The organism is Sulfitobacter sediminivivens (genome assembly GCF_042611115.2).
GTDB lineage: Bacteria > Pseudomonadota > Alphaproteobacteria > Rhodobacterales > Rhodobacteraceae > Sulfitobacter > Sulfitobacter sediminivivens.
In genome coordinates this window covers 102,713-109,674 of the sequence record NZ_JBHGAR020000015.1, presented here as the reverse complement: position 1 = coordinate 109,674, position 6,962 = coordinate 102,713, and the positions used below count along the sequence as shown (strand labels likewise).

5 protein-coding genes are annotated in these 6,962 nt (G+C 54.3%); 2 read left to right on the top strand and 3 right to left on the bottom strand.

Translation table 11 applies throughout. From position 1 onward, the window contains the following. From ACEWL3_RS15185 to ACEWL3_RS15175, 3 genes are all read right to left on the bottom strand, one after another. On the bottom strand, nucleotides 1-1,350 hold a 1,350-nt coding region (locus ACEWL3_RS15185), incomplete at its 3' end, for a right-handed parallel beta-helix repeat-containing protein (RefSeq protein ID WP_435001101.1). 345 nt (nucleotides 1,351-1,695) lie between these two features. Then, nucleotides 1,696-2,925: an HlyD family type I secretion periplasmic adaptor subunit gene (locus ACEWL3_RS15180; RefSeq protein WP_386184280.1), complete on the bottom strand. Its 1,230-nt coding sequence runs from the start codon at nucleotides 2,923-2,925 to the stop codon at nucleotides 1,696-1,698. A gap of 104 nt (nucleotides 2,926-3,029) precedes the next feature. Further along, on the bottom strand, nucleotides 3,030-4,769 hold the full coding sequence (locus tag ACEWL3_RS15175; RefSeq protein WP_386184278.1) for a type I secretion system permease/ATPase: 1,740 nt from the start codon (nucleotides 4,767-4,769) through the stop codon (nucleotides 3,030-3,032). Nucleotides 4,770-5,198: 429 nt separating this feature from the next. Here ACEWL3_RS15175 and ACEWL3_RS15170 point away from each other — a divergent pair, with 429 nt between their 5' ends. Both ACEWL3_RS15170 and ACEWL3_RS15165 read left to right on the top strand, forming a co-directional pair. Beyond that, entirely contained in the window at nucleotides 5,199-6,476 is a 1,278-nt protein-coding gene (locus ACEWL3_RS15170; RefSeq protein WP_386184276.1) for a right-handed parallel beta-helix repeat-containing protein, read from the top strand. Nucleotides 6,477-6,556: 80 nt separating this feature from the next. Continuing rightward, complete coding sequence (locus tag ACEWL3_RS15165) at nucleotides 6,557-6,961, top strand: GtrA family protein (RefSeq protein ID WP_386184273.1); 405 nt, start codon at nucleotides 6,557-6,559, stop codon at nucleotides 6,959-6,961. Nucleotide 6,962 lies beyond the last annotated feature (1 nt).

Sequence of the window (6,962 nt, the reverse complement as noted above, 5' to 3'; positions counted from 1 at the left end):
ACCGGAGGTATCCGTACTGCCGCTTGTACCGGAGGTATCCGTACTGCCGCTTGTACCGGAGGTATCCGTACTGCCGCCTGTACCGGAGGTAGCCGTACTGCCGCCTGTACCGGTTGTCGTCGTCGTACCACCACCAGAGCCGGTAACAACGGTGCTCGAGCTACCGACCCATGCATCATAGGAGAATGGATAACCGTCAACCAAGCTGGAACCTGCATTCAGAAGATCCACAGTGCTCCCAGGAATAACGCCGTACTGGTTATAACCATCTGCCTGCGTTGTTGCATAATAGATGAATTGGTTGTCGTAATACCCTGCTCCCGACGGGTTGGTATTCTGTACAAGAGCATTGTCATGCACATTCCAGTCTGCTTGACCGTTATAGCCAACGATCGAGGATGTGACATTATGATCGATCGTCACATTTTGAGATCCGCTACTAACGATGATTTTCGGAATCGTTATGCCACCGGTTATCGCCCGGGGGACTGCTATCAGCGTGTTATCCGAGATCGTTACGCCATCAGTCATGTGAAGGGCGATACCATTGGTATGGGCATTGTAGAGAGTATTGCCCTCGATCGTGATATTGTAATGCCAGTCTGTAGGATCCGACCAGTCGGCTTTGTCTCCGCCTGCCCAGATACCTTGGGTGTAATCACCCGCGCCCATGTCCAGCACATTGTCACGGATTGTAATGTTGCTGCTGCCATCACCGCTTGCACGCATAATCTGGATCATGTCGCGGTGATCTCCAGAGCCCGCAGAACCACCAAAATCATGGATATAGTTGTTTTCGATTAGGACATTGTCGACCCGGCCCAGATTAATGCCATCGGACCGGATCGTATGAATGTTATTCCCGATCAGGTTAACATCCGTTGAGGTGCTAACACCTATGGCTTTCCACCATGAATGAAACTCCGTGTTGATTACGTCTACATTTGTCGAGCCCTGGATCACGAGCCCCCTACCGAAACCGGTTCCATCGGCGCTTGTACCGGTCCCGCTTGCAAAATCACCATCAAAAATCGAGTCTGTGAAGGTGATGTTACTACTGTCCACCACCCGGAATTCACTGGCGGATTCCCTCTGTCCGCTGGAATATGTATAATCAAACTCGATTGTATCAAACGTGATGTTCGATGCCTGATTAATGTAGGCTTCCGAAAAGCTTGCCATCGCGTTGGGATCCGCCGACTTGATCGTCACATTTGATGCAAACTGCTGACTAAGGCTCAACTTACCATAATTACCAGCCGCAAGCAGGATGGTTTCACCACCTGTCGCGCTCGCTAACGCCTGATTCAACTCTGCCGCATTGGCCACCGTGATAGTTTGAACTGCCATCTTACACCTTTTTCTTAGTGGCGCTTGCGCGCACACGATATCCCGTCCATCCAATTCGGATGCAACAATTGCCAGCAGGCAAAAGAGAGACCAAATTACGGCTAAAATTGGAAATTTTTGCTTAACTCGACGCAATCAGCACCGAATTCTGCTATTCCCGAGCAAACTCGTACTAAACTGGCGGGGATTGTTTCCTCCCCTTACCTATTTTCCCGATATGTGCGGCTTCGTCCGGCTATTTGCAACAAACGGACAATGTATTGCTTTTTTCAGGCGCATCCTCGCGCATATCTGTTCGGTGTCGGCAAATAGTCGCCCGATGCCGTAGCGCACCCACGCAAAACCTCAGCCCTCGCGGAAGGCACGGCTCAACTGATCGGCCAGTGGCTTGGTAAGATAGTCCAGGACCGATCTCTCCCCGGTTTGCATGAACGCCTCAACCGGCATACCCGGCACCAGATGTACCGGGCCAAGGCTGCGCAACTCCTCGGAGGGCAGTACCACCGTAGCACGGTAGAATACCTGCCCGGTTGCTTCGTCCTGTATGGTATTGGGGGATATCTTGACCAGCTCCCCATAAAGGATTGGGGCGGTTTTCAGATCAAAAGCAGGAAACTGCACTTTTGCGATCTGCCCGATATATATTTGGTCGATTGATGTCGGATCCACCCGCACCTCGAACTCCACCCCTTTCGAGACCGGCACGATCTGCATGATCACGGATTCCGGTGCCACAACACCCCCCACCGTATCAACCTGCGATTCATGCACGATACCCTCAGCCGGAGCCACAATATCGATACGCTCAAGCTGCTTTTCGATGGTCACAATTTCCAGTAGCAATTCCTCATACCGGGTTGTTGTCTCGCGCAGCTCGGTCACCACCTCTTCCTTGAACTGACCCTCCGATTGCAAGATCTCAAGCTGTGTGTCGCGGATCGAATTGAGGATGCGGGCAAGCTCGGACTGATGCGCAACTATTTCGCCAAGAAGTGACGACTCGGCGCGCTGAAGCGCCAACACATCGCCCTCGCGGGCCAGGCCCTGACTGTTGAGCTGCTGGGCGTTACTAAGCTCCTGACGGATATAGGTCAGCTGATCGCGCTTTGCCGCAGCCTGTCCTTCAACCCCATCGGTTTGGTTCTTGAACTGCTCAATACGCTCCTTGAGCTGTTCTTTCTTACCAGCCTGCAACTCACGGCGGGTCTGCAAGATTTCCATCTGCCCGGCATACTGACCATCCAGATTAAGCCCTCCCAGCTGTTCAGGCGGATTACTGCGCACAATCCGGTCAAGCCCGCGATGCTCTGCCTCCAACCGATCGCGGCGCACCACGATCTCGGATAGCCGGTTGCGGTATATGTCACGGTTAATGTCCAAAAGCGTCCTGTCCAGACTGAGCAGCAGATCCCCCTGCGCAACCAGATCACCATCGCGCACACGGATATCAGCCACCACGCCACCATCAAGGCTCTGAACCACCTTGGGGTTGCCCCGCACCACCGCCTGACCCGAGGCTATAACCGCCCCATTGATCTGGGTGTAATTGGCCCAGAGCAACAGCGAGGCAAACATAACCACGCTTCCGAAGCTGCCTAAAAGTGCCGGCCACCGCAAACCCGTTCTCAGACCCGAGTTCGATGGTATTTCTTTGGCGACACTCTGTTTTTCCGCCAGCTTCATAACTGTCCCCCCTTCACGGCATGGGGGACAGACGGTGACGTCGTCGCAAGGCGGATGGTTTCTTCCTTATCGCCGAAATAGGCCACACTGCCCTCACGCAGCAGCATCAGCTTGTTGACCGACGAGATGGCGCTTGGCCGATGCGCCATCACCACCACGACACTGCCGCGTTCGCGCAGAATCTGGATGGCCAACGACATCGCTTCGTCCGCATCCGCATCAAGATTCGAATTTGGCTCGTCCAACACCACAAGCCTAGGAATTCGGTAAAGCGCGCGCGCCAGACCCAGCTGCTGGATCTGGCCGCTTGAGAGGGGTTGCGCATGATGGCCGATCACGGTCGCATAACCATCGGGAAGAGCTAAGATCATATCATGCACACCGGCAACCTTTGCCGCTTCGATAATATCAGCATCACGCGAAGCTGCATCAAACCGCCCGATATTCTGGGCAATAGTTCCTGGCAAAACCTCTACCGCCTGAGGAAGGTACCCAATATGACGGCCCAGATCATCGGGCGGCCACTGATCCAGTGTTGCCCCGTCAAGCCGAACCTCACCCGCATCCGGCCGCCAAGCGCCAATCAGAATTTTGGCAAGGCTGGATTTACCGGCAGCACTGTTGCCAATCACCCCCAGCCCATCCCCTGGTGACAGGCTGAAATTAATTTGATTCAGAATCCGCTGCCGGCCCTTGGTATGAGATTGCGGCGGCATCAGCTTGATCAGGTTTTTGACTTCCAGTTCACCTTTGGGATCGGGCAGGGAAAGTTGCTGCTTTGCCTGCGGCATCGCATCGAAGGCCGCCATCAGACGCTTATGTGCCGCCATCCCGCGGGCAATCGCGCGCCATTGCCCCAGCACCTGATCAATGGGGGCCAGCGCCCGGCCCGCAATGATCGAGGTCGCGATGATCATGCCCGGTGTTATCTGCTGTTGCAGCGCCAGATAGGCCCCCACCGTTAGCAGGGCCGATTGCAAAAGCATCCGAAAGGACCGGGAGAAAGATGAGAACAGCTCGGTCCACTCTCCGCCCTCCTGCGCCTTGGCAAGAGCAGCTTCATGAAGCTGTCGCCATCGCGCAACAACTGCCCCCCGCATTCCCAGTGTCATGATAGCATCGGCATTGCGGTGGCTCGCATCCAGAAACTCCCGCTCCGATCCATCAAGCTGGGCGGCAGTATCGGTGGTGCCTTTTGTCACTGCCTGGTTCACGAGAGCCGCAGCGATCACAACCCCCGCCCCGGCGATGGTCAGATAACCCAGCCACGGGTGGATCGCAAAAACCACGACCAGAAACAACGGAATCCAAGGCAGATCAAACACACCCTGAATGGCAGGGCTCGACATGAAATTGCGGACCATGCTCAGATCCCGGATAGGGTTATGCACTTTTTTGGCCTGATTATCGAGGCTCTCCTGCATCCAGAAGGCCATCGCCGGATCACCGAGACTGCGGTCCAGACTATAACTCGCCCGGGATAATAGACGTGAACGCAGGAACTGATAGAGCCCAAGGAAGGCATAAAGGATGACCACGACCATAAAGAGGCCCTGAAGCGTCGGCACCGAGCCGCTGGACAGCACCCGGTCATAGATCTGCAGCATGTAGATCGGACCGGTGAGCATCAAAACGTTGATCATGGCACTGAACAGCCCAACGGTGATCAACGTCCGGCGCAATCGCCGAAGTGCAATTTTATAGAGGTTCTGCCCCTTGGGTACGGCCCGTTGCATTCTTTATTTGCCCTTATACCCCCGCCTGTATTCGGCGTGGTTGCCTGTTAGAAACACAATGTGACATTCAGGATGAGAAATCCAGCGTGAACACCAAGTACATCGCGACCGGGCTGTCCGGCTGAAACCGAAGGCGTATATATTATGCCCGAAGCCTGCGAACACAAGCTGTCCGGTGCGCCGGAACCGGGTTCCATGGCTCACGTGCCGCTACCACCTCGAAGGTCTGAGCGTACCCTTCTGCTTTGGCAGGAGAAATAGTGGGTTAGCGGACCAGAACCAATCGGCAGAGCTATGCCTATTGCATCAATATGTCGATCTTGGCACCCCGAATCGCATCCCCCATGTCACTATGTCACCATGGACAAAACATCACCTCAGACGTACAGTTTCAGCCTGCTTCATTGATAAATCATAGGGGTACTCAATATGGCCAAGACCCGCATCGTTACCGCACCTCTGGCCCTTGCAAGCGCTCTGTTCCTGCTGCTGGCAGGGCCGCTTGCTGCGGCCCCGGCTTGTTCTGGGACAGATATCACCACCAAAGTCTCAGCCACCCCTAGGGGCCATCTGATACGCAACCCCGCCGAGCTTTCCAACGCGCTCGGAAACACCCAAGGCGGCGATGTTTTCGAACTCGCCTCCGGCAATTATGGCGCGTTGACCATTACCACAGCGTTCCGCAAACCCGTCACACTCCGGTCAGCCGACCCGAAGGCTCCAGCGTGCTTTACTGAATTGCGCCTCGAAGGGGCCAAAAACGTGACACTTGATGGTCTGGTTTTCGATTATGCCTACACATCAGGTGATAAAGATAGTGCTGGCAGATTCAGTATCCGAAAAAGCCATAATATTCTCATTTCCAATTCGACCTTCGACGGAGACTACAAGTCCGGCGCAGGCACCGGCCGTGGCCTGCGCCTCAAGAGAAATGACTCCATCATCCTTCAGAACAACGTGTTTCGCAAATGGTGGAAAGCGGTCACTGGTGGTCTCGGCACAGACTACATCATCCGCGGCAACGAAATTTACGATATCCGCTCAGATGGCATGGCGTTTGGTGCCGTTGACGGGCTAACGATCGAGGCCAATCATCTGCATAATTTCCGAGGCATTAAGGGCGGTAAGGACCACCGCGACATGCTGCAGATCATGCGGGCCTCTAACCTGCGCAGCACCAATATTATTATCCGCGACAACATTTTCGATATGGGGGCGGGAGACTACGCACAAACGATCTGGATGGGCGGGGATGGCAAAGACCTTGGTGACCCGATGCTGCGTCATCAGAATGTGAGGATCGAAAACAATGTCATCTACAATGCCCACACGCATGGCATTTCGGTCCATGGTATCGACAACCTGTCGATCCGCAAAAACTCGATCATCCGGGTGCGCCGCGCCAAAAGCGGAAAGGTCACTATCCCGCGGATCAACGTCTCGCCGGGTTCGACATTTGTTGTCATCGAACAGAATGTCACCAGCAAAATCAACGGATACCAAAATCAGAAAAATTGGGTTGTACTCAACAACGCTCTCATCCAAGACACCTCTCCGGGCGCTCCGGGATATTACGACCGTGAATTTATCTACTACGCCACTGGGTCCTCTCACGGATATCACGAATATGGTGTGCGCCTTGGCAGTTCCGCCGACCGGCTAAATGCTGGCTCCACGCTTGTGAAGAATTATCCGACCCGCCGTTAGGGATATTTTAGAAAAATTTGCTGGGCCTGACCGGCTGGTAACGATACTAAGTCATCTGCATAGCGCAAACCGGGGCAGACATGGCATCAGATCTTAGAGATAAGCGGCTATTCTTACGATTTCTGAGCATCAGTGTCTTGGGTACAATTGCCGACTATCTGCTGGCGCTGCTGCTGGCTGAGGCCTTCTCCTTTGCCTACGTTACGGCTTCAACATGCGGTTTCATCTTAGGCTCGATCGTCAATTACTGCGGCCATAGCGTTTTCAGCTACGAACATACCAGCCGGAAAACCATCTCCCTCAGAGGCTATGGAAAATACCTTCTGGCAGTGCTGTCGTCGCTGCTCGTCCGGCTTATTGCAGTGGCGATGCTGGACTACCTTACAGCCCTGCCCTTCTGGTTCATTCTGCTAGTCGCCATCGGTGCGTCTTTTGTGACCAGCTATGTCATTTCGACCTTATGGGTGTTCCGCAAGCCGGATTAAA